The organism is Rathayibacter sp. Leaf299, from assembly GCF_001423055.1.
Lineage (GTDB): Bacteria > Actinomycetota > Actinomycetes > Actinomycetales > Microbacteriaceae > Rathayibacter > Rathayibacter caricis.
In genome coordinates, this window is record NZ_LMNT01000001.1 from 626,193 (window position 1) to 650,226 (window position 24,034).

Here is a 24,034-nt window from a genome sequence, read left to right on the forward strand (position 1 = left end):
GATCCTCAGCCCTTGACCGCTCCCGCGCTCAGCCCCTGCACGAGGAACTTCTGCACGTAGGCGAACAGGACGACCACGGGGACCACCGCGATGACCCCGCCGGCGGCGAGAGCGCCGAAGTCGGTCCCGAACTCGCCCAAGAGGTAGCTCAGACCCACCGGGATCGTGAACTGGTCCTGGCTCGAGAGGAACATGATCGCGAAGAGGAAGTTGTTCCACGCGCTGATGAAGGCGAACGACCCGACCGCGACGATGCCCGGACGCAGCAGCGGCAGGACGATCAGGCAGAACGCCCGAACGCGCCCGCAGCCGTCGACCCATGCCGCCTCCTCCAGGTCGATCGGCACGTTCCGGATGAAGCCGGACATCAGGACCAGCGAGAGCGGGAGGTGGAACACCGTGTCCGAGATGATCAGGCTCCAGAGCGAGTCCGTCAGCCCGAGGCCGTTGAAGATCTCGAACAGGGGGATGAGCATCATCGCCCCGGGGATGAACTGAGTGCAGAGCATCACCAGCAGGAAGGCCGACTTGCCGCGGAACTGGAACCGCGCCAGACCGTAGCCGCCCAGGAGCCCGATGAGGGTGGAGACGACGAGGCTGGCCACTCCGACCGAGAGGCTGTTGACGAAGTAGATCCCGAAGCCGGAGCCGTTCCACACCGTCACGAAGTTGTCGACGGTGAGCGGCCACGGGAGCAGCGAGGTCGATCCGGCCGGGCGGAAGGCGAAGAGCAGCATCCAGTAGAACGGCACGAGCGTGAAGACGAGGGCCACGGCGAGCGGACCGCCGAGCAGGAGCCGCTCGCCGATCCGGCGGCGGCTCGCCTTCCGCTGGTGCGCCCGCTCCTCGACGGGGATCGCGGGGGCGAGGGGGCGTTCGAGTGTCGTGGTCATGACTGGTCCCGTCCGAACTTGCTGACTCTGAGGTAGGCGACGGTGAAGACCGCCAGGATGACGAAGGCGACCACCGTGAGCGCGGATCCGTAGCCGAAGTCGCGGTCGTGGATCGCGGTCTGGGCGACGTAGAGCGGGAGCGTGGTCGTGGAGCTCGCGGGCCCGCCTCCGGTCAGGGTGTAGAGGAGGTCGACGTTGTTGAACTCCCAGATGGCGCGCAACAGGGTCGCGAGGATCACCGCCTGGCGGATGTGCGGCCAGGTGATCGAGACGAACTTGCGGATGCGGCCGGCACCGTCGACCTCGGCCGACTCGTAGAGGTCGAGGTTGACCGACTGCAGATCCGCCAGGATCAGGATCGCGAAGAAGGGCGCGCCCTTCCACAGCTCCGCGAGCACGACGGCCCAGAAGGTGGTGTCCTCGTTCGCGAGGAGGGAGGTGCCGTAGCTCCCGATGCCGAGGTCGGCGAGGTAGCGGCCGACACCCGTGGACGGGTTGTAGATCAGCAGCCAGATCGTGGTGGTGAGGATGCCGGCGACCGCCCAGGGCGAGAAGACCAGCGCCCGCACGATCGCGCGTCCGCGGAAGCTCTGGTTGATGAGCAGGGCGAGGGCGAGGCCGAACACGAACTGGAGGCCCACCTCGACGACCACCCAGCGCACGGTGAACCAGATGCTGCGCCAGAAGAGCGGGTCCTGCGAGATGGCGACGAAGTTGTCGAGCCCCGCGAAGCCGTTGTAGATCGGCAGCGTCACGTTGTAGTTCTGCAGGCTGTAGTAGAAGACGCTGAGCACCGGGTAGAGGAGGAACACCACGACCAGGGCGACGGCGGGGGAGATGAGCGCGTAGGGGTACCAGGCCGTCGAGCGCCGCCGTCGAGGGGCGGCGGGTCGGGCGGCGGACCGTCGGGGGACGGGCGGGGAGGAGGTCGTCATCGTCGGATCCTTGCGATCGGGGGCGGGCGCGACCGGCGCGCCCGCCCGGAGGGGGCGACTAGTCGGTGGCCGCGTCATAGCGCTGCTGGGCCTCGGTGAGCGCGTCGGCCCAGGTGCCGAGGAAGTCCTCGACGGGGAGCTTGCCCTGGAGCACGAGCTGCCAGTCCGGCTGCATGTCGGAGGCGGTGATGGAGGTGAACTCCGGGAGGTAGAACGGCTGGTCGAGGACCACCGAGTCGGGGGAGGCGCTCGCCGCGGCGGCGGCCGCGATGGCCGGGTTCTCGGCGACCCAGTCCTGCTCGGCGACCGCCGTGTTGCCCGGGATGTAGCCGGAGGCCTGCGCCCAGAACCCGTTGCCCTCCTCGCTCATCGTGAACTCGAGGAACTTCCAGGCCGCCTCCTGGTGCTCGCTGGCCTGGAACATCGCGAAGCCGGTCGTCATGCGCCCGGTCAGGACCTGCGTGCCGTCCTCCGCGGGGAACGGGACCGCGGCGCCGATCGCGTCGGCTCCGACGGCGGCGACGAGGGTCGGGTAGGAGCCGATGCTGTGGCTGAGCATCGCCGTGCTCCCCGCGCCGAACTGGGCCACCATCGTCTTGAAGTCGGCGGTGAGGTCGCTCTCGGCGGTCGTCGCGCGGTAGAGGTCGACGTACTTCTGCGCCGCGTCGACCACGGCCGGGTCGTCGAGCGTGGACACGCCGTCCTCGTCGAAGAAGGTCGACACCCCGGCCTGCGGGTAGACCATCTCGACGAACTGCGAGAAGAACCCGGTGCCGCCGCGCAGCGTGTAGCCGAACCGGCCCGAGCCGGCGTCGGTCAGGGTCTGCGCCGCCTCGAAGAAGTCGTCCCAGGTCTCGGGGGTGTCCAGCCCTGCCTCCTCGAACCAGTCCTTCCGGAAGTAGACGGTGTCGGCGAGGCTCGTGGCGGGAGCGAGGTACAGGGCGCCGTCGGGTGACGCGGCCTTCGTCGACGCGACCATCGTCTCGTCGATGCGGTCCGCCCATCCGCCCTCCTCGAAGCGGTCGTCGAGCGGCGCGAGGGCGCCCTGCGCGACCAGGGCGGACAGGTCGGACGCCTTGGGCGTGAGGAGATCCGGAGTCGAGTCGGTCGCGAGGGCGGTGCCGATCTTCTGCATGTACGAGTCGGTCGGCAGGCCGAGGTAGTCGACGGTGATGCCCGGGTTCTCGGCCTCGAACATCGAGATGAGCTCCTCGAGGTTCGCCGTCCGCTCGGGGCGGGTGTCGGTGTCCCAGAGCTCGAGGACGATCGGGTCGTCGGGGGAGCCGGTCGCGCCGGTGGAGGCTCCTCCCGCGCAGGCGGTGAGGGCGAGGATCGGGAGCAGCGCGAGGCCCGCGAGAACGCGGGGTCGGGGTCGGGGAGACAGACGCATCATTGCGAATTCCTTTCATCGAGCGACATCGGCGCCGCTGGAACATCATATATTAGACACAATGCGCTACTCTGGCGGAAGACGTCGAAGGGAAATCCATGAACACCGCACCGAAGCAGTCGCCTCAGGCACCGCTCTCCCGCACGGCCTTCGTCGCGCAGGAGCTGCGCCGCGCGATCCTGGCCGGGGAGCTGTCCGCAGGGCAGGCCCTGGTCGAAGCCGATCTGGCCTCGACCTTCGCCATGTCCAAGACACCGGTCAGAGAGGCGCTGAAGACCCTCGCCGGGGCCGGGCTCGTGACGATGAACGAGTACCGCGGCGCCTCCGTCCGGGTCGTCGACGCCGCGCTCGCGCGCCAGGTGTTCGACATGCGCCTGCTCCTCGAGCCCGCGGCGGTCGAGCGTGCGGTCGAGGCGGGCTTCGACACCGCTCCCGCCCGCGCGGCGCTCACCCGAGCCCAGGAGGCGGACGGCGCGGGGGAGCGCAGCCTCGAGAACCGCGACTTCCACCGGCTCCTCTACAGCGCCTGCGGCAATCCGCTGCTCATCGCGACCCTCGACGGTCTGCGCGACCAGACCGCGCTGATCACCGTCACCGCGTGGCGCAACTCCATCTCGTGGCGGCACGAGGCGGGCGAGCACCTCGCGATGCTCGAGGCGGCGGAGCGGGGCGACGCCGACGAGGCGCGCCGGCTCGTCGAGTCGCACGTCGACAGCTTCGCGACGCGTGCCCTCGCCCAGCTGGAGGTGCAGTCGTGAGCGCGCTCGACGCCGGGCTGCTCGCCGCACGGGCGAGCCTCTCGGACGTCGTCGCGATCCCCGTCACGCCGTTCCGCGACGGGGTGCTGGCGCTCGACGTCTACGCCGCACTCCTCGAGCGGCTGCTCGACGCGGGAGTGGGCGTCCTCACTCCCAACGGGAACACCAGCGAGTTCTACGCCCTCCGGCCCGAGGAGCGGCGCGAGCTGCTGGTCGTCACCGGCGAGCTCGCCCGCGGCCGCGCGGCGGTCCTCGCGGGAGTGGGTCTCGATGTCGCGACCGCCGTCGCCGACGCGCGGCTCGCCGCGGAGCACGGCGCGACGATGGCGATGATCCACCAGCCCGTCCATCCCTACGTCTCGCGCGCCGGCTGGATCGACTACCACGCCGAGATCGCGGCGGCGGTGCCCGATCTCGGGATCGTCCTCTACGTGAAGAGCGCGACCGTGGACGGCGGGATGATCCGCGAGCTCGGCGAGCGGGCCTGCAGCGTCATCGGCGTGAAGTACGCCGTGCCCGATCCGGTGCACTTCGCGAAGGTGCGGCGGGAGGCGGGAGCCGAGCGCTTCACCTGGATCGCCGGTCTCGCCGAGCCGTACGCCCTGTCCTACGCTGCGCACGGGGCGACCGGCTTCACCTCGGGGCTCGTCACCGTGAACCCCCACCTGTCGCTCGACCTGCGCGACGCCCTGCGACGCGGCGACCTGGAGGCCGCTCGCACGATGGTCGACAGCATCGCCGCCTTCGAGGAGCTGCGCGCCGCGAACACCAACGCCGACAACGTCAGCGTCATCAAGGAGGCGCTCGAGCAGCTCGGCCTCGCCTCGGCCGAGGTGCGCGCCCCCAGCTCGCCCCTGACTCCGGCCGGCCGGGAGGCCGTGAGCGGGATCCTCGCCGAGTGGGCGCTCGAGCGCTCGCTCCTCGCCCCCGGCGCGCGCGCCCTCGCCACGACCTGACCCGATCCTCGACCCGGAAGGAGCAGCGTTGCTTCCCCACGACCTCGCCGTCCGCTCGACGGAGCCGGCTACCGCCGCCTCCGAGCGCAGGACCCGCTACCGCTGGACCATCGTCGGATTCTCGGCGCTCGGACTCACCATCGCCTACCTCGACCGGGCCGCTCTCAGCGTCGCCCTCCCGTTCATGGCCGAGGAGTTCGCCATCGGCCCGGCGGTCCAGGGCCTGCTCCTCTCGTCGTTCTTCTGGACGTACGCGCTGTTCCAGCTGCCGTCGGGGTGGCTGCTCGACCGCTTCGGACCCCGGGTGATCTACCCGCTCGCGGTCGGCTGGTGGTCGGTCTGGACCACCCTGACCGCCCTCGCGACCGGTGTCGGGTCGGTGATCGTGTTCCGCCTCGGGCTGGGCATCGGCGAGGCGCCCGTGCAGCCGGCGAACATCACGATCGTGTCGAAGTGGTTCCCGCGGCGCGAGCGGGCCTTCGCGTCGAGCCTGTTCGACATGGGCCAGCAGATCGGCACGGCGCTCTCGGTGCCCCTGGTCACCGCCCTCGCGCTGTTCGGCGGCTGGCGGCTCGCCTTCGTGGTCATCGGAGTCGCGGGACTGCTCTGGATCGTCGGCTGGCTGACCGTGTACCGGGCTCCCGAGAAGCACCCGCGCGTGAACGCGGCGGAGCTCGCGCACATCGTCTCCGATCGCGGGGAGGCGTCGACCGGCGACGGGGCGGGCCGGCCGTGGCGGGCGCTGCTGCGCGACAACCAGGTCTGGGCGCTGACCCTCGGCTACGTCTTCCGCTCGCTGGCCGGTGCGTTCTTCCTCACCTGGTACCCCAGCTACCTCCTGAACGACCGCGGTCTGACGAAGGAGGAGTTCGGCCTGGTGGGAGCGCTGCCCGCGCTGATCGCCATCGCCGCAGGCATCGCGGGCGGCGTCGTGTCCGACCGGATGCTCGCCGCCGGACTGTCGACGAACGTCGCCCGCAAGGTGCCGATCCTCGCGGGGCTCGTGCTGAGCGCCTGCATCGGATTCAGCCCGTTCCTCGAGAGCAACGTGCTCGTGATGGTGGTGCTCACCGCGTCCAGCGCCGCGCACTCGTTCGCGGGTGCGGCGATCCTCAGCCTGCCCGCCGAGGTGGCCGCATCGCCCGACACCGTCGGCTCCGTCGCCGGCTTCCAGAACTTCGGATCCCAGCTCGGCAATCTCATCAGCCCGATCGCGATCGGAGTCGCCCTGGCGGCGACGGGCGGCTCCTACGTCGGGCCGCTCGTGTTCGCGGCGGCCAGCTGCCTCGTGAGCGCGGCGATCTACGGGTTCTGGGTGCGCATCCGGCCGCTCGTCCCGAACCCCGCCCCCACCACCGACGGAAGGACCCCGCGATGACCCGCATCGACCGCATCCGCACGTATCTGCAGCGGGTGGGGGACCGGCCGCGCGTCCTCGTCAGGATCACCACCGACGACGGGCTGGACGGGTGGTCGGAGGTCTACAACCACGGCCCCGACCTCGCGTTCCCGCCGATGATCGAGTACTTCGCGCACCAGTTGCGCGGCTGGGACGCCACCCGGACCTCGGCCGTGAACCAGTTCCTCCTTCAGTCCTCCCGCTTCCCGCCGGGAGCGATGGGACTCGCCGCCATCGCCGCCATCGACCACGCGCTGTGGGACATCGCGGGGAAGGCTGCCGGTCTCCCCGTCTACAAGCTGCTGGGAGGAGCGGTGCGCGACCGAGTCCGCGTCTACGCGGGGCTGTACTCCGCCCCGGACCCCGCCGAGCTCCTCGACCGCACGCAGCGCCTCCATGCCGAGAACGGCTTCACCGCCTTCAAGCTCAGTCCCTACCGCGTCGACCTGCACTCGACGCGGTTCGGGCTGGTCGCAGCCGAACTGGGCCGCTACTTCGGCGAGGTCAGGGAGAGCCATCCGGACCACTGGGAGTTCGCCTTCGACGCCCACGCCTGCCTGTGGGAGCCGCGGCAGGCGGTGGAGCTGGGAGCCGCGCTGGCGCCGAACGAGCCGCTCTTCCTCGAGGAGCCGATCCGTCCTGAGCACCTGCCGGCCTGGAGCCGGCTGCGCTCCGAGATCGCCGTGCCGCTCGCCACGGGCGAGTCGCTCTACACGCCGCACGAGTTCCTGGGTCTGCTCACCGCTCAGGGCGCCGACATCGTGCAGCCGGACATCTGCGTGGTGGGAGGGCTGACCCAGATGATCCGGATCGCCCACCTCGCCGAGGCGCACTACGTGCCCGTCGCGCCGCACAACCCGCTCGGCCCGCTCGCCACCGCCGCGAACCTCCACTTCGCGGCGGCGACCGTGAACTTCTCGATCCTGGAGTTCAAGCCCGACCCCGTGTCGTGGTGCCGGGACCCGTACGAGCCGGTCGACGGCCACCTCGAGCTCCGGCCGGACCGGCCCGGCTGGGGGATCGAGATCGACGAGGACGCCCTGCGAACGGACGACTGGATCCGCTGGGACCGCCGAGTACCCGTCAAGCCCGACGGCTCGACGGCGTGGATGTGAGGAGAACCATGAGCACTGCACCGACCACGATCGACGACCGCACTCGACTGCGGCCCGGCGACGACGACAGCGCAGCGGTCGCCCGAGCGGTCGCGACGGCCGTCGCGGCGAGCGAGCGGCTCGCCCGCATGCCGCGCGCGGACCGGGCGCGGCTCCTGGAGCGGATCGCCGACGGCCTCGAGGAGCGGCGCCCCGACATCGTGCGCACCGCCGATGAGGAGACCGCCCTGGGGGCGGGACGCCTGAACGGCGAGCTGACCCGCACCGTCTACCAGCTCCGCTTCTTCGCGGACGTCGTGCGGGACGGAGCGCACCTCGAGGCGATCATCGACCACGAGGGCGACACCCCGATGGGTCCCCGACCCGACTTGCGGAGGATGCTCGTCCCCCTCGGCCCGGTGGCGGTCTACGCGGCCAGCAACTTCCCGCTCGCCTTCTCGGTCGCCGGAGGGGACACCGCCGCGGCGCTCGCGGCGGGCTGCGCCGTCGTCGTGAAGGCGCATCCCGCTCACCGCCGCACGAGCGAGCTCGTGCACGCGGTCCTCACGGCGACGGCGGAGGACGCCGTCGGACTCGTCCACGGATTCGAGGCGGGTCTCGACCTCGTCCGGGCGCCGGAGATCCGCGCCGCGAGCTTCACGGGCTCTCTCGCCGGCGGTCGCGCGCTCGCCGATCTCGCCGCGGCGCGACCGGCTCCGATCCCGTTCTACGGAGAGCTCGGCAGCGTGAATCCGATGCTCGTGACGCCCGCGGCGGCGCAGGCCCGGGCGGAATCGATCGGGGAGGGGCTCGCCGCCTCCGTCGCCCTCGGTGGGGGACAGTTCTGCACGAAGCCCGGGGTCGTGCTGGTCCCGGCCGGTCCGGCGGGCGATGCGCTCGTCGACCGGCTCCGGCACTCGCTCGCCGCCGTCGAGCCGCACCCCGCGCTGACGCCGGGGATGGCGGCGTCGTACGCGGAGGGCGTTCGCGAGCGAGCGTCCGAGCGAGGCGCGGAGCTGCTCCTGCGGACCCCCGCGCCGGAGGGGTCGACCGGCCCCGCCCTGCTCGAGGTCCCGGGCGGCGACCTCCCGCCCCTGCTGCGCGAGGAGTGCTTCGGTCCGGTGGCCGTCGTCTCGCGCTACCGCGACGACGCGCACGCCGCGGCGATCGCGCGCACCCTGCCCGGAACGCTGACGGCGTCGCTGTTCGTCGCGGACGGCGACGACGGCGTCCCGCTCGCCCGCGCCGCGCTCTCGGCGAGTGCCGGCCGGATCCTCTACAACGGCTTCCCGACCGGGGTGGCCGTGGCCTGGGCGCAGAACCACGGGGGCCCCTGGCCCTCGACCGACTCCACGCACACGTCCGTCGGAGCGACCTCGGTGCGCCGCTTCCTCCGGCCGGTCGCCTGGCAGAACGCCCCGACCAGCGAGCTGCCGGTGGAGCTGCGCGACGGCGAGTCGGACATCCCGCGCCGCGTCGACGGCGTCCTGGTGCTGGGGACGAGGGCGGCGGTTCCTGCGAGCCGGACGTGATCCTGCGGCCGGAGGCGCCTCCCGCCGCCCCGGCGCGGCACGATGGAGGGATGTCCCGCGTCTCCGCCCTGTCCGTCGCCCGCACCGGGGCCAAGCTGCTGCTCGGCTCCGCCCTCGTCTTCGCCGGGGTGAGCCATCTCACCCGCGCGCGCGAGGAGTTCCAGGCGCAGGTGCCGGAGTGGGTGCCGCTGGACAAGGACACGGTCGTGCTGGCGTCGGGAGTCGTCGAGATCGGCCTGGGAGCGGCACTCGTCCTCTCCCGCCGCACCGCACCTCTCGTGGGGAACGCGGCCGCCGCCTTCTTCACCGCGATCTTCCCGGGCAACGTCTCGCAGTACCTCACGAAGACCAGCGCGTTCGGCCTCGACACCGACCGCAAGCGCGCGGTGCGGCTGCTCTTCCAGCCGGTGCTGGTGGCCTGGGCGCTGTGGTCGACGCGGCGTCCGTGACGTCGGCCGGAGGGACTCGGCTCAGGTCCTGCCGCGCCCGAGCGCGGCCAGCAGGTTCTCGAGACCGAACTCCCACGCGTCGTCCACATCGCCGCCGAGGGTGAACGCGCCGTTGATCTCCATGCTGATGAAGCCCGTCGCCCAGGCCGTGAGGGTCCGGGCGGCCTCGAGGGCGTGCTCGGCACCGGCGAGCTCCTCGGCCGCCCGGAGGAGGGAGGCGCTCGCCGCGACCCGGTACTCCTGCGCCGCCACGGGCGTCCCGGCCGCCGGGGTCATCACGAGCTGGAACGCGGCGGGCCGCTCGTGGCCGGAGCGGCGGAGCTCGGCCGCGATGCGCGCGGGGTCGTCCTCGGCGCCGAGCCGCTGGGCGTAGTCGCGCAGCGTCGCCTCGGCCACCGAGCGGATCAGCGCGTCGCGGCTCTCGACGCGCTTGTAGAGGGAGGGGGCGCGCACGCCCACCCGCTGGGCGACGGCCTGCATGGTGACGCCGGCGAGTCCCTCCTCCTCGAGCAGTGCGGCGGCGGCGGCGACGATCGCGTCGTGGGTGGTGCGGTCCGGAGTGGGCATGCCTCCAGCATAGCTATTGACAGTAGCCATGATGGCTAAGTAGCGTAGCCATCATGGAACTCACCCTTGCGCTCCACCGCCTCGGCTCCGACGTCGTCGCCTCCTACCTGGTCGCGACCCCCGAGGGCGTCACCCTGATCGACGCCGGGCTCCCCGGCCACTGGTCCGATCTGCTCGCCGCGCTCGCCGAGCTCGGCCGTCGGATCGGGGATGTGAAGGGCGTCGTCCTCACCCACGGCGACTCCGACCACATCGGCTTCGCCGAGCGCCTGCGCCGCGAGCACGGGGTGCCCGTCTTCGTGCACGCCGCCGACGCCGAGCGGGCGAAGGGCGGGAAGAAGCCCGCGAACGGGAAGCAGTCGATGCGGCTCGGCGCCATGGCGGGGTTCCTCGCCTACTTCGCGCGCAAGGGCGGACTCCGCGTCCCTCCGCTGACCGAGGTGGTCGAGGTCGCCGACGGCGACGTGCTCGAGCTGCCCGGGTCGCCGCGCATCATCGGCCTGCCCGGCCACTCCGCGGGCAGCGTCGCCGTGCACGTGCCGGCGGTCGACGCCGTCTTCGTGGGCGACGGCCTGACGACGCGGCACGTGCTCACCGGCCGCTCGGGCCCGCAGCCCGCCCCGTTCACCGACGATCCGGAGCAGGCGCTCGCGTCGCTCCGCCTCCTCCTGCCGACCGGCGCCGCGTGGGTGCTGCCCGGGCACGGCGCTCCGTGGAGAGACGGAGTGGCCGCAGCGGTCGAGGCCGCGGAGACCGCCGCGCGCAGCTGACCCCGGGCCGCCGCCGCCCGGAGCCGACCCCGGAGTCAGGACGCCGGCACGAGCTCCCAGCGCGCCGTGAGGACCCGCAGGCCCTCGTCGAAGACGGCCGACCAGGCGGTCGCGTCGTGCGCGCTGTCGGGCACCTCGAGGTACGAGGTCCGCATGCCGGCGGCCGTGGCGGCGGCGTGCAGCGTCTGCACCCCGGCGCGGAACGCGGTGTCGTCGGCGCCCACTCCGAACACCGCGACCGTGTCGGAGTAGGGGGCGTGCGCGGTGAGGATGCTCGCAGGCTCCGCCGCCTCGTAGGCGCTCGCGCTGCCTCCGAAGCCCTCGCGGATCGTCGTCGCCTCGTCGCCCAGGCTCGGTGCCAGCTCGCCCGAGGCGTCGATGATGCCGCCGAAGAGCTCGGGATGCGCGGCGCCGAGCTGGATCGCGCAGGTGCCGCCCTGCGACAGCCCGCCGATCGCCCAGTCGGCCGGATCCGGCAGGACGGGCAGGTGCGCGCGGATCCAGGCCGGGACGTCGACCGTGAGGTAGGTCGCGGAGTTCCCCAGCGGCGAGTCGACGCACATCGGGTTCGCGGTCGGGTCGCCGAGCTGATCGGGCGAGACGACGATGGGCGCGAGCCCCGCATGGTCCGCCGCGTAGGCGTCGAGGGCCTGCTGCAGCTTCTCGGTCGACAGCGGGTCGGAGGGGGAGCCCGGCTGACCGGACAGCATCACCATCACGGGCAGCAGCGGCGGGTCCGCCGTGAGGGCGGCCGGCGGGAGGTAGACCACGGCGTCACGGGCGCGGAAGCCCGAGACGGTGGCCGGGATCGGGATCGACTGCACCGTGCCGACGGCCGGCATGCCGGCGGGCGCGGTCCAGTCGGAGAACGGGGTGCGGCTGCCGTCGGCGACGGCGGGGAGCGCCCCGACCACGGGGTAGGCGCTGAGTCCGAGGGCGCTGCGCAGCGTCGGGTACTGGCCGAAGTCGAGGTTGACGGTCATCGCGGCGGTGGTGACGACGAGCACGGCGACCCCGACGGACGCGAGGGCGCGTCGCATGCGCCGGTGCCGGAGGGCGTGCACCAGGACGACGAGCGCGACGCCGAGACCGCCGAGCGCGAGTCCGGTCCAGAGCCGCGTGACCGGTGTCAGGTCGACGCCGAGGGGTTCGTCCGCGCCGTCGAGCAGGGCGGCGAGCGAGGCCCCGCCCACGACGCCGACGAGGAGCACGGCTGCGAGGACCGCCGCGCGCCGGACGCGTCCCTCCGGGCGCGAGCGGGCGTACGCGACGACGAGCGCGGCGAAGGCGAGGGCCGCGACCGCGTAGACGGTCACGACGAGGGGCCCGGAGGAGAGGCTCAGCCCGAGGAGTGCGTTCATGCGTCGATCCGGTCGTAGGGCCGTCGGGAGAGGCGGCAGGCGACAGTGTCGACTCCTGTTCTGGACGCTTGCTGGATGCCTCCTGGACGGCCGGGAAGCCTGCCGTCCTCCCCAGGAGTCGATCCTCCGGACGCTCCCCGGCGCCCGCGCAAGCCCGCGCGCCGCCGCGCCGACCCGCCTACCGTGGAACGCGCAGGACACGCAGACCGCGCCCTCACGAAGGAGCCCGAACCATGATGCAGATCCCCCTCCCCGTCGTTCCCGAGCGCGAGGCCCGCGCATGAGCCGCGGAGTCGCCGTCGTCACCGGAGGCACCGCCGGGCTCGGCCGCGCCACGGTGCGCGAGCTCGCGAAGCGCGGATGGGACGTCGCCGTGCTCGCGCGCGGAGCGGACGGGCTCGCGGCCACGGTCGCCGAGATCGAGCAGGCGGGCCGACGCGGTCTCGGAGTGCCGACCGACGTCGCCGACCGCGAGGCCGTCGAGGCCGCGGCCGACCGGGTGGAGGCCGAGCTCGGCCCGATCGAGCTGTGGGTCAACGACGCGATGGTCGGGGTGTTCGGCGAGTTCCTCTCGACCGAGCCCGCCGACTTCGAGCGCGCGGTGGCGGTCAACTTCTTCGGCTTCGTCAACGGCACCCGGGCCGCGCTCTCACGGATGACCCCGCGCGGCCGCGGTCACGTGATCCAGGTCGGCTCGGCGCTCGCGCACCGCGGCATCCCGCTCCAGGCGGCGTACTGCGCCTCGAAGTTCGGAGCCCGCGGATTCACCGAGGCGGTCACCGCCGAGCTCCTGCACTCCAAGAGCCGCATCCGGCTCTCCGAGGTCGACATGCCGGCGCTGAACACCATCCAGTTCAACTGGGTGAAGTCGCAGCTGCCGCACCACCCGCAGCCCGTCCCGCCGATCTACGAGCCCGAGGTGGGCGCCATCGCGATCGCCGACGTGGCCGACAAGCCGCGCCGTCGCACCTGGGTCGGCGAGCCGACGGCGGGCACGATCCTGGGAGATCGCTTCGCCGGCGCGTTCATGGACTGGTACCTCGCGCGCAGCGCCTTCGACGGCCAGCAGGCGCCCGACAAGAAGGAGCCGATGCTCCCGAACAACGTCTACGAGCCCGTGCCCGGCGACCACGGCGCCCGCGGTCTCTTCAGCGACAAGGCCCACACGATGACTCCGCAGATCTGGATGATCCGGCACCGCGCGGCGAGCTACGCCGGAGCGGCGGTCGCCGCGGCGGCCGGAGTCGTCGGCGTCGTCGCGGCCCTGCGGAGGAAGTGACCGTGGCCGACGTCGATGCCGTCGTCGTCGGGGCGGGGCCCAACGGCCTCGCCGCGGCGGTCGTCCTCGCGCGGGCGGGGCTGTCGGTCGCGGTGCTCGAGCGCAACGAGCGGATCGGCGGCGGTGCGCGGACGGCGGAGCTCACGCTGCCGGGCTTCCACCACGACGTCTGCTCGGCCGTGCACCCGATGGCGCTCGCGTCCGAGTTCTTCCGGCGCTTCCGGCTCGACGAGCGGATCGACCTGCGGGTGCCCGACATCTCGTACGCGCATCCGCTCGACGGCGGCCGGGCCGGCATCGCCTACCGCGATCTCGACCGCACGGCCCAGGCCCTCGGGCGCGACGGAGCCGCGTGGCGCGCGCTCATGGGCCCGCTGTCCGAGCGCGCGGACCGCGTCTCGGGCTTCACGAACGACCCACTGCTGCGCGTGCCGACCGATCCGAGCGTGCTCGTGCGGTTCGGGCTCCGGGTCCTCGAGCAGGGCTCGCCGTTCTGGAACCTGCGCTTCGCCGAGGACGTCGCCCCCGCGATGCTCACCGGAGTCGCGGCGCACTCCATCCGCCCGATGCCGAGCCCGTCGACCGCCGCCGCCGCTCTCGCTCTCGGGACCTACGCGCACGCCCGCGGCTGGCCGGTGCCGATCGGCGGCAGCCAGTCGATCGTCGACGCCCTCGCCGACGACCTCCTCGCCCACGGCGGCACCATCGAGACGGGGGTCGAGGTCACCTCGATGGCGCAGCTGCCCCGCGCCCGGGCCGTGCTCGTCGACCTCACTCCGAAGGCGCTGCTCGCGCTCGCCGGCGACCGGCTGCCGCGCGCCTACGCGAAGGCCCTCCGCGCGTTCCGCTACGGCAACGGCGTCGCCAAGGTCGACTTCGCGCTCGACGGACCGGTGCCCTGGTCGCACCCCGAGCTCCGCCGCGCCGGCACCCTCCACGTCGGAGGCACCCGGGCCGAGATCGCCGAAGCCGAGCGCGACGTCGCCCGCGGACGCCACAGCGAGAACCCCTACGTGCTGGTCGCGCAGCCCTCGATCGCCGATCCCGGCCGAGCGCCCGAGGGCAAGCACGTGCTGTGGGCCTACACGCACGTGCCGCGCTACTCCCCGCTGCACCAGCAGGAGGCGATCACCGCGCAGATCGAGCGCTTCGCTCCGGGCTTCCGCGACCGCGTGATCGGGGTCTCGTCGATGACAGCCCGCGACATGGAGCAGTACAACCCGAACTACCTGGGCGGCGACATCGCGGCGGGAGCGGCGAGCGTCGTCCAGCTGCTGTCGCGACCGGTGCCCTCGCCCGACCCGTGGCGGACGCCCGCGAAGGGCCTGTACCTCTGCTCGTCGTCGACTCCGCCCGGCCCGGGAGTGCACGGCATGGCCGGCTGGCACGCCGCCCGCAGCGCCCTGCGGCACGAGTTCGGGATCACCCGCGCGCCCGATCTGGCACCCTGAGGGGAGGGGCGACCCCGCTCCCGAGCACCGACCGCCTTCCGAAGGAGCCCGCGATGTCCCGCAACACCCGCGTCTTCCACTGCCCGCCCGAGTCCGTCTTCGCCGCCCTCTCCTCCGGATGGCTGTTCCCCTCGTGGGTGGTCGGCGCCTCGCGGATGCGGAAGGTGGACGAGGACTTCCCGCACGTCGGATCGCAGCTGCACCATTCGTTCGGGCTCTGGCCGCTCGTCATCGACGACCGCACCACCGTCCTCGAGTGGGACCCGCCGCGCCGGTTCATCATCCAGGCGGCCGGCTGGCCGATGGGCGAGGCGCGGGTCCGGATCGAGGTGGAGCCGCACAAGAGCGGCTGCCGCGTGCGCATGCACGAGACGGCCGTGAAGGGCCCGGGCACGCTCATCCCGAAGCCGCTGCTGCACTCGTTCCTCTGGCTGCGCAACATCGAGGCGCTGCAGCGCCTCGCGCACATGGCCGAGGCGGGCGCGGGCGGACGGGTGCTCGAGCCCCGGGCCCTGCCCTCGCCCCGCGACCGCGAGGGCGTCGACACCCCGAAGCACCTGGTGTCGCGGACGATCGGCACCCTCGCCTCGGTGGCCGTCGGGTCGCTCGTGCTGCGCGCCGCGGCGGTGGCGATCCGGCGCATCCGCAGCTGACCGCGGGCCCGCGGCGGGGTCAGACGATGCGCTCGACGAGCCGCACGTGGTGCACGGCGACCCGCTTCGGCTCGCCCGCGAACGCGGCCGCCCGCTCCGGGGAGTCCATGTAGGTCTTCTCGATCGCGAGGAACGACTCCGCGTCTCCCGGCGTGCTGACCGCCCAGACGAACTCGTTCACCTCGCGGTCGGCGTAGGCGAACTCGATCCGGAATCCCAGCGCCTCGCGCGCCGGCACGATCCTCGCCCGGAACCAGGCGAGGAACTCGTCGATCACCCCGTCCACCAGCTCGTAGCGTCGGAGTTGGATGGTCCTGGTCTCGGCAGCGTCGCTCATGCGCTCGACGGTACCGGAGTCGCGGACACCGCTCCCGCCCGCTCGCCCGCTCACGCACTCACCGCCCGTCCGCCCCCGAGGAGGCACTCCCTGGATCCCCGCCGCAACCGCGCCCTCGCGCTCCTCGTCGCCGGCTGCTTCTTCATGGAGAACCTCGACGCGACGATCGTGACCACCGCGGCGCCCGCGATCGCGGCCGACCTCGGCGTCGACTCCGCCGCGATCGCGATCACCGTGACCGCGTTCCTGCTCACCGTCGCGGTGCTGATCCCGGCCTCGGGCTGGCTGAGCGAGCGCTTCGGCGTGCGCCGCGTGTTCACCCTGGCGATCGCCGTCTTCACGATCGCGTCCCTGCTGTGCGCGCTCAGCCCGACGCTGCCCGTGCTGATCGCCGCGCGCGTCCTCCAGGGTGTCGGCGGAGCGCTCATGGTGCCGGTCGGCCGCCTCGCGGTGCTGCGGGTCACGCCGCGCGAGCGCATCATCGAGGCCATCGCGATCCTGGTCTGGCCGGGCCTCGTGGCGCCGATCGTCGCTCCGTTCGTCGGTGGACTGCTGACGACCTACGCGTCCTGGCACTGGATCTTCCTGATCAACCTGCCGCTCGGGGCGGTCGCGTTCGTCCTGGCGCTGCGCATCGTGCCCGGCGGGCGCGAGCAGGCCCCGCCGCCCCTGGACGTCGTCGGCCTGGTGCTCGTCGCCGTCGGCCTCGGCGCGCTCGTCGGCGCCTCGGGACTGGTCGCCGCGTCCGTCTCGGACCCGCGGGCGCTGACGCTCGCCGTCGCCGGCGTAGCCGTGACGGCGGTGGCCGTGCGGCACCTGCGCCGTGCGCCGCATCCGCTCGTCCGACTCGACGCCTTCCGCTTCCCGACGTTCCGGGTGGCGAACGCGAGCGGATCGCTGTACCGGGCGACGATCAACGCCGTCCCGTTCCTCCTGCCGCTGCTGTTCCAGGACGCGTTCGGCTGGAGCCCGGTGCAGGCGGGCTCGGTCGTGCTCGCCCTGTTCGTCGGCAACCTCGCGATCAAGCCGGCGACGACGTGGCTGCTGCGGACCCTGGGCTTCCGGACCGTGCTCGTCGTCGCGAACGCGATCGGAGTCGCGTGCATGGCGGCGATGGCGTTCCTCACCCCGGAGGTGCCGATCGCCGCGGTCGTCGCCCTGCTGGTGCTCAGCGGCGTCGCCCGATCGGCGGGCTTCACCGCCTACAACACCGTCACCTTCGCCGAGGTGCCGGCCGAGGGGATGTCGGGCGCGAACACGCTGAGCGCGACCACGCAGCAGGTCGCGGCGGGCTTCGGAGTCGCGGTGGGCGGCGTCGCCCTCGCGGTCGGGACCGCGCTGGGCCCGGGCCTCGTGCCCTACCGGTTCGCGTTCCTGGTGATCGCGGTGCTGACCCTGGTGCCGCTCGTCGCGGCGGCGCGCCTGACCCGGGACTCCGGCAGCGAGCTGACCCGCTGACGGAGGGGCCGCTGACGAGGAAGGCCGCCGACGGCGAAGGTCAGAGGGCGCCCTGCTCCGGCGTGCCGGCGGGGATCGGAGCGAGGCGCACGATGCGCGGCGGCTCCTGCAGCAGCCCCTCGAGCGACGCGTTGAGGCGCGCGACGGGCTCGCCCGCGCCGTGGGCGTCGAGCTCGGCCGCGCTGGTCCACTTCTCGATCATCACGACGGTGCCGTCGGGCGCGTCGTGGATCGAGTAGAGCTCGCAGCCAGGCTCGCCGTGCACCTCCGCGATGCCCGCGCGCAGGGCGTCGACCATCCGCTCGCGGGCGCCCTCGGCGGGGGTGAAGACGACGTGGACGACGACGGGAGCGGTCATGGCGGGGTTCCTCACGGTGGGCGGGGCGGAGCCCTCCACGCTACTCCGCTCGGTCGCCGCCCCCGCCGAGGCCGAGCGCCATGCCGTCGAGGAGGTCGTGCGCGGTCGAGGTGACGGAGTCGAGTCCGGGCGAGGCGCTGCTCGCGGCGCGCAGGACCTCGCCCCAGATCAGCGCGCCGGCGGCGATGACGTCCTCGCGGCCGGAGCGCAGGTAGGGCAGCGCCGCGGCGTCGGCCGGGGAGAGGCGGGCCAGGTCGTCGCAGGCGGCGAGCGCGGTGGCCAGGGGGAGCTCCGCCTCGAGCGCCTCGCGGTCGTAGGCGCGGAGCCGGAGTGCGTGCGCGGCGACGGTCAGCACCGTCGCGGCGACGCCGACCACGCTCCGGGCGCGCGAGAGGTCGACGGAGGAAGCGGCCAGCGCCGCGCGGACGTCCGCCCGCATCGCCTCCCGCTCCTCCTCCGTCGGCGCCGCGGCCCGGCGGTGGCGCTCGGTCAGGCGGACACTGCCGACGTCCATCGAGTGCGCCTGCTCGGGCGCCTCGTCGCCGAGGACCAGCTCCGTCGATCCGCCGCCGAGATCGACGACCAGCACGGGCCGGTCCGTCTCGACGACTCCGGTGGCGCCGCGGAAGGAGAGCGCGGCCTCCTCCTCGCCGGTGATCGTCTCGGGACGCACCCCGATGATCCGCTCGACCGCGTCGAGGAACTCCTCGCGGTCGCTCGCATCCCGGGTGGCGGAGGTCGCGGCGAAGCGCAGCCGCGTCGCTCCGGCATCGCGGACCAGCTCGGCGTACTCGCGCGTGACGGCCAGCGTGCGCTCGAGCGCCTCCGGGTCGAAGCGGCCGGTGCGGTCGACGCCGTGGCCGAGGCGGACGAGCTCGGTACGGCGCACCACGTCGGTCACGCGGTCGCCGTCCACATCGGCGATCAGGAGGCGGAGGGAGTTGGTGCCGCAGTCGAAGGCGGCGACGCGCGTGCGAGGCATGCCGCCATCCTCCAGGACCCGGCGCCGGGATCGCGGCCCCGCTAGGGCCTGGCGGCGAGGAGGTCGCCGTCGCGAGCACGCGAGACCAGGTCCTAGCCTGGGAGGACGAGCCGAAGGAGCCCCCCGTGCACGATCACCACGTCCGCGTCCACCGCAGCGACGAGAACCTCGAGCGCGCCGGCCAGCTCGCCCACGCGCTCGCCGAGATCGCCGTCGACCCGGTCGCCGTCGACGACGAGGTCGCCGAGATGGTCGTCAACCGCGTCATCGACAATGCGGCCGTCGCCACCGCCTCGCTGCTGCGCCGCCCCGTCGTCGCCGCCCGCTCGCAGGCGCTCGCGCATCCCGCCTCGATCGGGGGAGAGGGCGCCGTCGTCGTCGGCACCGACCTCTCCCGTCGCGTGTCGCCCGAGTGGGCGGCGTGGGCCAACGGAGTCGCCGTGCGAGAGCTCGACTATCACGACACCTTCCTCGCGGCCGAGTACTCGCATCCGGGCGACAACATCCCGCCCCTGGTCGCCGTCGCCCAGCACGCGGGCATCGGAGGCGCGCAGCTGGTGCGCGGCATCGTCACGGCCTACGAAGTGCAGGTCGACCTCGTCAAGGCGATCAGCCTGCACCGGCACAAGATCGACCACGTGGCGCACCTCGGCCCGTCGGCCGCCGCGGGCCTGGGCACGATGCTCGGGCTCGACGTGGCGACGGTCGAGCAGGCGATCGCGCAGGCGCTGCACACCACCACCGCGACCCGGCAGTCCCGCAAGGGCGAGATCTCGACCTGGAAGGCGTACGCGCCGGCCTTCGCGGGGAAGATGGCGATCGAGGCCGTCGACCGGGCGATGCGCGGCGAGACCAGCCCGTCGCCGATCTACGAGGGCGAGGACGGCGTGATCGCCTGGCTGCTCGACGGCGCCGACGCGTCGTACGACGTGCCGCTGCCCGACCGCGGCGAGGCCAAGCGCGCGATTCTCGACACGTACACGAAGGAGCACTCGGCCGAGTACCAGGCGCAGGCGCTGATCGACCTCGCCCGCCGCCTGCACCACTCCCACCCCGAGGCCGCCGACCCCGAGCGCGTCGAGCGCATCGTGATCCACACCTCGCACCACACGCACTTCGTGATCGGCTCGGGCGCGAACGACCCGCAGAAGTACGACCCGCAGGCGTCGCGCGAGACGCTCGACCACTCGGTGCCCTACATCTTCACCGTGGCACTGCAGGACGGAGCCTGGCACCACGTGCGCAGCTACGCCCCCGAGCGCGCGGCCCGGGCCGACACCATCGCGCTCTGGCACCGCACGACGACGGAGGAGGACGCGGAGTGGACCCGCCGCTACCACTCCGAGGACCCGGCCGAGAAGGCGTTCGGCGCGCGCGTCGAGATCCTGCTCACCGACGGCACCACGATCGTCGATGAGATCGCGGTGGCGGATGCGCACCCGCTCGGCGCCCACCCGTTCTCGCGCGAGCAGTACGTGTCGAAGTTCCGCACGCTCGCGGCCGACGTGCTCGAGGAGCGCGAGATCGAGCGCTTCCTCGACCTCGCGCAGCGGCTGCCCGAGCTGACCCCCGAGGAGGTCGGGCAGCTGACCGTCGTGGCGGCGCCCGGCGTGCTCGCCTCGGTGGAGTCGCCGCGCGGGCTGTTCTAGCCGGTCGTGCAGCGGCGTTCCGAGACTGACGTGCCCGGCTGTCGTGGATCTCGATACGCCCTCTGCGAGGGCTACTCGATCAGCAGGGAGTTGCTGGTCGAGTAGCCGCGGAGCGGCGTATCGAGACCGACGTGTCCGGACGTGGCGGATCTCGATACGCCCGCTCTGCGGGCTACTCGATCAGCAGGGGGCGGGCTCTCTGCGAGGGTGCCACCTGCGGGGCGCATCCTTGCTGGTCGAGTAGCCGCGGAGCGGCGTATCGAGACCCGGCGGGTCAGAGCAGGGCGTCCGTCAGGTGGTCCGGCGTGCCGAAGCGGTGCGCGGTGATCGAGACGGCCTGCTCGCGGACGAACGGCAGGAGCTCGAGGCGACCCGACTCCGTCACGGCGCCGGCGTACACCGCCAGGTCGGGGCGGCCGTCGGTGACCGAGGTCACGTCGGAGGCCGGTGCGCCGATCAGCCGCACCCGGCCCGCTCCGTGCGCCCGGACCCGCCGCGACCAGGCGGCCTCGTCCTCCACGACCACGTCGGCGACCGCGGCCGTTGCGGCGGCGACCTGCGGAGGCAGCGACGTCGCGCTCGACACGGCCACCGCTCCGCCGACGCCCGCCGCCGCGGCGACGACCTGCACGAGCGAGCCCACCGGCTCGCCCTCGGCCAGGCGCACCAGCACGGGGGAGCCGTACGCGAGCCGCCGGAACACGTTGCGCTCGGCCGCGAGCCCCGTCACGTCGCGGGGCGCGTGCTCGGCGAGCGCCTCGGCCGCGCTGCGCGCCGTCCGCTCGACGGCTCCCGCCTCACCGGCCGACAGCTCCGCCCGCGCTGCGGCGACGAGCCTCGCCGCCGCAGCGGGCACCTCCGCCGTCGCGGTCGACGCACGGGGCGTCCACATGCCGAGCCCCAGCAGGTAGTCCGGCCCACCCGCCTTCGTGCCCGGCCCGACCGCCGACTTCTTCCAGCCGCCGAACGGCTGGCGCTCGACGATCGCGCCCGTGATGCCGCGGTTCACGTACAGGTTTCCCGCCTGGATGCTCTCGAGCCATGTGCCGATCTCGGCCGGGTCGAGCGCGTGCAGCCCCGAGGTCAGGCCGTAGTCGACCTCGTTCACGATCGCGATCGCGTCCTCGAGGGTCGGCGCGGTCATGATGCCGAGCACCGGTCCGAAGTACTCGGTGCGGTGGTACTCGGACCCGCGGCGCACGCCGTCGCGGACACCCGGGCTCCACAGGCGGCCGGAGTCGTCGAGCGTCCGCGGCTGCAGCAGCCAGCTCTCGCCCGCGCCGAGCTCGGTGAGTCCGCGGAGCAGCTTGCCGGCGGCGGGCTCGATGACCGGTCCCATCCGCGTGGCGGGGTCGGTCGGATATCCCACCGTCAGCGAGGCGACGGCGTCGAGCAGCTGCGCGCGGAACCGCTTCGAGCGGGCGACGGAGCCGACGAGCACGACGAGCGACGCGGCCGAGCACTTCTGGCCGGCGTGGCCGAACGCGCTCGACACGACGTCCTTGACCGCCAGGTCGAGGTCGGCCGAGGGAGTGACGATGATCGCGTTCTTGCCGCTCGTCTCGGCGAGCAGGGGGAGGTCGTGGCGGAAGGAGCGGAACAGCTCGGCCGTCTCGTAGGCGCCGGTGAGGATCACGCGGTCCACGGCGGGCGAGGCGACGAGATCCGCGCCGAGCTCCTCCTCCGGGACCCGCAGCAGGAGCAGCGCCTCGCGGGGGACCCCCGCGGCCCAGAGCGCCTCGGCGACGACCGCGCCGCAGCGCGCCGTCGGTCCGGCCGGCTTGAGCACGACGGCCGACCCCGCGGCCAGGGCGGCGAGCACGCCACCGGCCGGGATCGCCACCGGGAAGTTCCACGGCGGTGCGACGAGCGTCAGCTGCGCGGGGTGGAACTCGGCGCCGTCGACCGAGTCGAGCTCGCGGGCGCGCTCGGCGTAGTAGTGCGCGAAGTCGATCGCCTCGGACACCTCCGGGTCGCCCTGGTCGATCGTCTTGCCGGCCTCGGCCGCCATCACCTCGAGCAGATCGGCACGGCGGGCCTCGAGCTCCTCGCCCGCACGGTGCAGGATCCGCGCTCGCTCGTCGGCGGGGACGCGGCCCCAGGCGAAGCCGGCGTCGCGGGTCGCGGTGAGCGCCGACTCCAGGTCGCTGAGGGCGGTGAGCGTCGCGGCCTCGATGCTGTCGACGCCGAGCCGGGAGGAGGGGACCCGCGCGAGGATCGCGTCGGCCCAGTTGCGGTTCGCCGCGACGGAGGGATCGGTGTCGGGCGTGCTGCGGAAGTCGCCGAAGCCCGGTCGGCCGCTCGCTGCGAAGCGGTCGGCGACGCGGTGGGCGGGCGGCACGGCTCCGTCGAGGGCGGCGACGGAGGCGCGGAACCGCGACTCCTCCCGCGCGAACAGCTCCGGCTGCGCCTCGAGCTCGAACACGGCCGACATGAAGTTCTCGCTCGACGCGCCCTCCTCCAGTCGGCGGATGAGGTAGGCGATCGCGACGTCGAACTCGGCCGGGGCGACGACCGGCGTGTAGAGCAGGAGCGAGCCCACGGTGCGGCGCACCGCCTCCGCCTGGCCCTGCGCCATGCCCAGCAGCATCTCGTACTCGATGCCGTCGCGGACCCCGCGCTCCCCGGCGAGCAGCCACGAGTAGGCGACGTCGAAGAGGTTGTGGCCGGCGACGCCGACCCGCACGTTGCGGATGCGCTCGGGGTGCAGGGCGTAGTCGAGCACGCGCTTGTAGTTCGTGTCCGAGTCCTGCTTCGTGCTCCAGGTCGCGAGCGGCCAGCCGTGCACCGAGGCCTCGACCTGCTCCATCGGCAGGTTCGCGCCCTTCACGACGCGCACCTTGATGCCGGCCCCGCCGCGGGCGCGACGCGCGGCGCTCCACTCCTGCAGGCGGATCATCGCCGACAGCGCGTCGGGCAGGTAGGCCTGCAGCACGATGCCGGCCTCGAGGTCGTGGAACTCGGGGCGGTCGAGCAGGCGGGTGAAGACCGCGATCGTGAGGTCGAGGTCCTTGTACTCCTCCATGTCGAGGTTGACGAACTTCGCCGGAGTCGCGGCGGCGGCGCGGGCGAACAGCGGAGTGAGCTCGTCGACGATGTCGTCGACCGCGGCATCGAAGGCCCACGGGTTGTGCGGGGCGACGGTGGACGAGACCTTGATCGACACGTAGTCCACGTCGTCGCGGGCGAGGAGGCGGTGCGTGCCCTCGAGGCGGCGCTGCGCCTCCTTGCGGCCGAGCACCGCCTCGCCGAGCAGGTTCATGTTGAGACGGACGCCCTCGCGGCGGATCCTCGCGATCGCGGGGCCGAGCTTCGCGTCGGTCGCGTCGATGATGAGGTGGCCGACCATCCTCCGCAGCACTCGGCGGGCGATCGGCACGACCACGTCGGGCAGGATCGGGGCCATCACTCCGCCCAGGGCGACCGCGCCGCGCATCGGGGCGGGGAGGAAGCGGGGCACGCCGCCCGCGATCGAGCGCAGCGCCGCGCCGGCGACCCGGGTGTCCTCGGGGCGGACGACGCCGTCGACGAAGCCGACGGTGAAGTCGAGCCCGGAGGGGTCCTTCAGCACGCCGGCGAGCTGCGCCCCGGACGCGTCGGTCGGGATGTCCGCGGCCTCGCGGAGCCAGCGGCGCACGAGGGCGACGCTCGCGTCGACGAGCGCCGGGGCGACGGAGTCGGGGGAGGGGGCGGTCGAGGTGGTCGCTCCGCTCGTGGCGGGGCGTGCGGCGAGGTCGGTCACGGTCGTGTCCTTCGGCTCGTG

At 73.2% G+C, this 24,034-nt stretch carries 21 protein-coding genes; 12 read left to right on the forward strand and 9 right to left on the reverse strand.

From position 1 onward, the window contains the following. Window positions 1–5 precede the first annotated feature (5 nt). The 3 genes from ASF48_RS02775 to ASF48_RS02785 are packed head-to-tail and all read right to left on the reverse strand — an operon-like array spanning window position 6 to window position 3,221. Window positions 6–893, reverse strand: a complete 888-nt coding sequence (locus ASF48_RS02775) for a carbohydrate ABC transporter permease (protein ID WP_055786029.1) — start codon at window positions 891–893, stop codon at window positions 6–8. Further along, the gene (locus tag ASF48_RS02780; RefSeq protein WP_055786032.1) at window positions 890–1,828 is read right to left on the reverse strand and encodes a carbohydrate ABC transporter permease; all 939 of its coding nucleotides are present in this window, start codon (window positions 1,826–1,828) and stop codon (window positions 890–892) included. Before ASF48_RS02780 ends, ASF48_RS02775 begins: the two co-directional genes overlap by 4 nt. Window positions 1,829–1,886: 58 nt before the next feature. Then, window positions 1,887–3,221: an ABC transporter substrate-binding protein gene (locus tag ASF48_RS02785; RefSeq protein WP_055786035.1), complete on the reverse strand. Its 1,335-nt coding sequence runs from the start codon at window positions 3,219–3,221 to the stop codon at window positions 1,887–1,889. A 95-nt stretch (window positions 3,222–3,316) separates the two neighbouring features. On the opposite strand from ASF48_RS02785, the gene ASF48_RS02790 reads away from it, so the two are divergent. From ASF48_RS02790 to ASF48_RS02815, 6 genes are read left to right on the forward strand one after another with little or no spacing between them, the layout of a single operon-like run. Further along, a complete protein-coding gene (locus ASF48_RS02790) occupies window positions 3,317–3,976 on the forward strand; it encodes a GntR family transcriptional regulator (protein WP_055786039.1) in 660 nt (219 codons plus the stop codon). Beyond that, window positions 3,973–4,932, forward strand: a complete 960-nt coding sequence (locus ASF48_RS02795; RefSeq protein WP_200930956.1) for a dihydrodipicolinate synthase family protein — start codon at window positions 3,973–3,975, stop codon at window positions 4,930–4,932. Before ASF48_RS02790 ends, ASF48_RS02795 begins: the two co-directional genes overlap by 4 nt. Window positions 4,933–4,960: 28 nt before the next feature. Further along, window positions 4,961–6,310, forward strand: coding sequence for an MFS transporter (locus ASF48_RS02800; protein WP_162238018.1), 1,350 nt, complete (start codon window positions 4,961–4,963; stop codon window positions 6,308–6,310). Beyond that, complete coding sequence (locus ASF48_RS02805; RefSeq protein ID WP_055786042.1) at window positions 6,307–7,446, forward strand: mandelate racemase/muconate lactonizing enzyme family protein; 1,140 nt, start codon at window positions 6,307–6,309, stop codon at window positions 7,444–7,446. The genes ASF48_RS02800 and ASF48_RS02805 overlap by 4 nt, the downstream gene beginning before the upstream one ends. An 8-nt stretch (window positions 7,447–7,454) precedes the next feature. Further along, entirely contained in the window at window positions 7,455–8,957 is a 1,503-nt protein-coding gene (locus ASF48_RS02810; protein WP_055786046.1) for an aldehyde dehydrogenase family protein, read from the forward strand. A gap of 50 nt (window positions 8,958–9,007) precedes the next feature. Then, a complete protein-coding gene (locus tag ASF48_RS02815; RefSeq protein ID WP_055786051.1) occupies window positions 9,008–9,406 on the forward strand; it encodes a DoxX family protein in 399 nt (132 codons plus the stop codon). Window positions 9,407–9,427: 21 nt separating this feature from the next. On the opposite strand, the gene ASF48_RS02820 is transcribed toward ASF48_RS02815, so the two are convergent. After that, on the reverse strand, window positions 9,428–9,973 hold the full coding sequence (locus ASF48_RS02820) for a TetR-like C-terminal domain-containing protein (protein ID WP_055786054.1): 546 nt from the start codon (window positions 9,971–9,973) through the stop codon (window positions 9,428–9,430). Window positions 9,974–10,026: 53 nt separating this feature from the next. Between ASF48_RS02820 and ASF48_RS02825 the strand changes: the two genes are divergently transcribed. Further along, on the forward strand, window positions 10,027–10,743 hold the full coding sequence (locus tag ASF48_RS02825; RefSeq protein WP_055786057.1) for an MBL fold metallo-hydrolase: 717 nt from the start codon (window positions 10,027–10,029) through the stop codon (window positions 10,741–10,743). A 35-nt stretch (window positions 10,744–10,778) separates the two neighbouring features. On the opposite strand, the gene ASF48_RS02830 is transcribed toward ASF48_RS02825, so the two are convergent. Continuing rightward, on the reverse strand, window positions 10,779–12,104 hold the full coding sequence (locus tag ASF48_RS02830; protein WP_055786070.1) for an alpha/beta hydrolase: 1,326 nt from the start codon (window positions 12,102–12,104) through the stop codon (window positions 10,779–10,781). Between the two features lie 280 nt (window positions 12,105–12,384). Between ASF48_RS02830 and ASF48_RS02835 the strand changes: the two genes are divergently transcribed. Genes ASF48_RS02835 through ASF48_RS02845 form a run of 3 tightly spaced genes read left to right on the forward strand, consistent with a single transcriptional unit; the run spans window position 12,385 to window position 15,487 of the window. Next, window positions 12,385–13,383: an SDR family oxidoreductase gene (locus ASF48_RS02835; RefSeq protein WP_055786074.1), complete on the forward strand. Its 999-nt coding sequence runs from the start codon at window positions 12,385–12,387 to the stop codon at window positions 13,381–13,383. A gap of 2 nt (window positions 13,384–13,385) precedes the next feature. Further along, window positions 13,386–14,834 carry a phytoene desaturase family protein gene (locus ASF48_RS02840; RefSeq protein ID WP_055786077.1) on the forward strand — a complete coding sequence of 483 codons (1,449 nt, stop codon included), beginning with the start codon at window positions 13,386–13,388 and terminating at the stop codon, window positions 14,832–14,834. Window positions 14,835–14,887: 53 nt separating this feature from the next. Next, a complete protein-coding gene (locus tag ASF48_RS02845; protein ID WP_082480943.1) occupies window positions 14,888–15,487 on the forward strand; it encodes an SRPBCC family protein in 600 nt (199 codons plus the stop codon). Window positions 15,488–15,506: 19 nt separating this feature from the next. On the opposite strand, the gene ASF48_RS02850 is transcribed toward ASF48_RS02845, so the two are convergent. After that, window positions 15,507–15,824, reverse strand: coding sequence for a hypothetical protein (locus ASF48_RS02850; protein WP_055786080.1), 318 nt, complete (start codon window positions 15,822–15,824; stop codon window positions 15,507–15,509). Between the two features lie 144 nt (window positions 15,825–15,968). Between ASF48_RS02850 and ASF48_RS02855 the strand changes: the two genes are divergently transcribed. After that, window positions 15,969–17,282 carry an MFS transporter gene (locus ASF48_RS02855; protein ID WP_082481083.1) on the forward strand — a complete coding sequence of 438 codons (1,314 nt, stop codon included), beginning with the start codon at window positions 15,969–15,971 and terminating at the stop codon, window positions 17,280–17,282. A gap of 40 nt (window positions 17,283–17,322) precedes the next feature. Here the strand turns inward: ASF48_RS02855 and ASF48_RS02860 are convergent, their stop codons facing one another. Next, window positions 17,323–17,640 carry a putative quinol monooxygenase gene (locus tag ASF48_RS02860; RefSeq protein WP_055786085.1) on the reverse strand — a complete coding sequence of 106 codons (318 nt, stop codon included), beginning with the start codon at window positions 17,638–17,640 and terminating at the stop codon, window positions 17,323–17,325. A gap of 40 nt (window positions 17,641–17,680) precedes the next feature. Continuing rightward, a complete protein-coding gene (locus tag ASF48_RS02865) occupies window positions 17,681–18,622 on the reverse strand; it encodes a Ppx/GppA phosphatase family protein (RefSeq protein ID WP_055786088.1) in 942 nt (313 codons plus the stop codon). Between the two features lie 125 nt (window positions 18,623–18,747). Between ASF48_RS02865 and ASF48_RS02870 the strand changes: the two genes are divergently transcribed. Next, window positions 18,748–20,271, forward strand: a complete 1,524-nt coding sequence (locus ASF48_RS02870) for an MmgE/PrpD family protein (RefSeq protein WP_055786092.1) — start codon at window positions 18,748–18,750, stop codon at window positions 20,269–20,271. 274 nt (window positions 20,272–20,545) lie between these two features. On the opposite strand, the gene ASF48_RS02875 is transcribed toward ASF48_RS02870, so the two are convergent. Next, window positions 20,546–24,013, reverse strand: a complete 3,468-nt coding sequence (locus ASF48_RS02875) for a bifunctional proline dehydrogenase/L-glutamate gamma-semialdehyde dehydrogenase (protein ID WP_055786095.1) — start codon at window positions 24,011–24,013, stop codon at window positions 20,546–20,548. Between the last annotated feature and the right edge of the window lie 21 nt (window positions 24,014–24,034).

Coding starts and splice junctions, on each gene's coding strand:
- ASF48_RS02775 (WP_055786029.1), bottom strand. CDS start 893: ATGACCACGACACTCGAACGCCCCCTCGCCCCCGCGATCCCCGTCGAG.
- ASF48_RS02780 (WP_055786032.1), bottom strand. CDS start 1,828: ATGACGACCTCCTCCCCGCCCGTCCCCCGACGGTCCGCCGCCCGACCC.
- ASF48_RS02785 (WP_055786035.1), bottom strand. CDS start 3,221: ATGATGCGTCTGTCTCCCCGACCCCGACCCCGCGTTCTCGCGGGCCTC.
- ASF48_RS02790 (WP_055786039.1), top strand. CDS start 3,317: ATGAACACCGCACCGAAGCAGTCGCCTCAGGCACCGCTCTCCCGCACG.
- ASF48_RS02805 (WP_055786042.1), top strand. CDS start 6,307: ATGACCCGCATCGACCGCATCCGCACGTATCTGCAGCGGGTGGGGGAC.
- ASF48_RS02810 (WP_055786046.1), top strand. CDS start 7,455: ATGAGCACTGCACCGACCACGATCGACGACCGCACTCGACTGCGGCCC.
- ASF48_RS02815 (WP_055786051.1), top strand. CDS start 9,008: ATGTCCCGCGTCTCCGCCCTGTCCGTCGCCCGCACCGGGGCCAAGCTG.
- ASF48_RS02820 (WP_055786054.1), bottom strand. CDS start 9,973: ATGCCCACTCCGGACCGCACCACCCACGACGCGATCGTCGCCGCCGCC.
- ASF48_RS02825 (WP_055786057.1), top strand. CDS start 10,027: ATGGAACTCACCCTTGCGCTCCACCGCCTCGGCTCCGACGTCGTCGCC.
- ASF48_RS02830 (WP_055786070.1), bottom strand. CDS start 12,104: ATGAACGCACTCCTCGGGCTGAGCCTCTCCTCCGGGCCCCTCGTCGTG.
- ASF48_RS02835 (WP_055786074.1), top strand. CDS start 12,385: ATGAGCCGCGGAGTCGCCGTCGTCACCGGAGGCACCGCCGGGCTCGGC.
- ASF48_RS02845 (WP_082480943.1), top strand. CDS start 14,888: ATGTCCCGCAACACCCGCGTCTTCCACTGCCCGCCCGAGTCCGTCTTC.
- ASF48_RS02850 (WP_055786080.1), bottom strand. CDS start 15,824: ATGAGCGACGCTGCCGAGACCAGGACCATCCAACTCCGACGCTACGAG.
- ASF48_RS02855 (WP_082481083.1), top strand. CDS start 15,969: ATGGAGAACCTCGACGCGACGATCGTGACCACCGCGGCGCCCGCGATC.
- ASF48_RS02860 (WP_055786085.1), bottom strand. CDS start 17,640: ATGACCGCTCCCGTCGTCGTCCACGTCGTCTTCACCCCCGCCGAGGGC.
- ASF48_RS02865 (WP_055786088.1), bottom strand. CDS start 18,622: ATGCCTCGCACGCGCGTCGCCGCCTTCGACTGCGGCACCAACTCCCTC.